The sequence below is a fragment of the Anaerococcus lactolyticus ATCC 51172 genome (assembly GCF_000156575.1).
Classification (GTDB): Bacteria; Bacillota; Clostridia; order Tissierellales; family Peptoniphilaceae; genus Anaerococcus; species Anaerococcus lactolyticus.
Window position 1 is genome coordinate 1 of record NZ_GG666110.1, and the last position, 241, is coordinate 241.

The 241-nt window shown below is 66.4% G+C and carries 1 pseudogene; it reads left to right on the plus strand.

Features of this window, described 5'->3' with window-relative positions:
* Positions 1 to 241, plus strand: a pseudogene (locus tag HMPREF0072_RS10480) (translation initiation factor IF-2); the annotation flags it as partial.

A 241-nucleotide genomic window follows, 5' to 3' on the forward strand; every position in this document is an offset into this window, starting at 1 on the left:
GTGGCCACCGTGCTGGTCCAGGACGGTACCCTGCGCCAGGGCGACATGGTGCTGGTCGGCATCAACTACGGTCGTGTCCGCGCCATGCTCGACGAGAACGGCAAGCCGATCAAGGAAGCCGGCCCGTCGATCCCGGTCGAGATCCTCGGCCTGGACGGTACGCCGGATGCCGGTGACGAGATGACCGTGGTCGCCGACGAGAAGAAGGCCCGCGAAGTCGCCCTGTTCCGTCAAGGCAAGT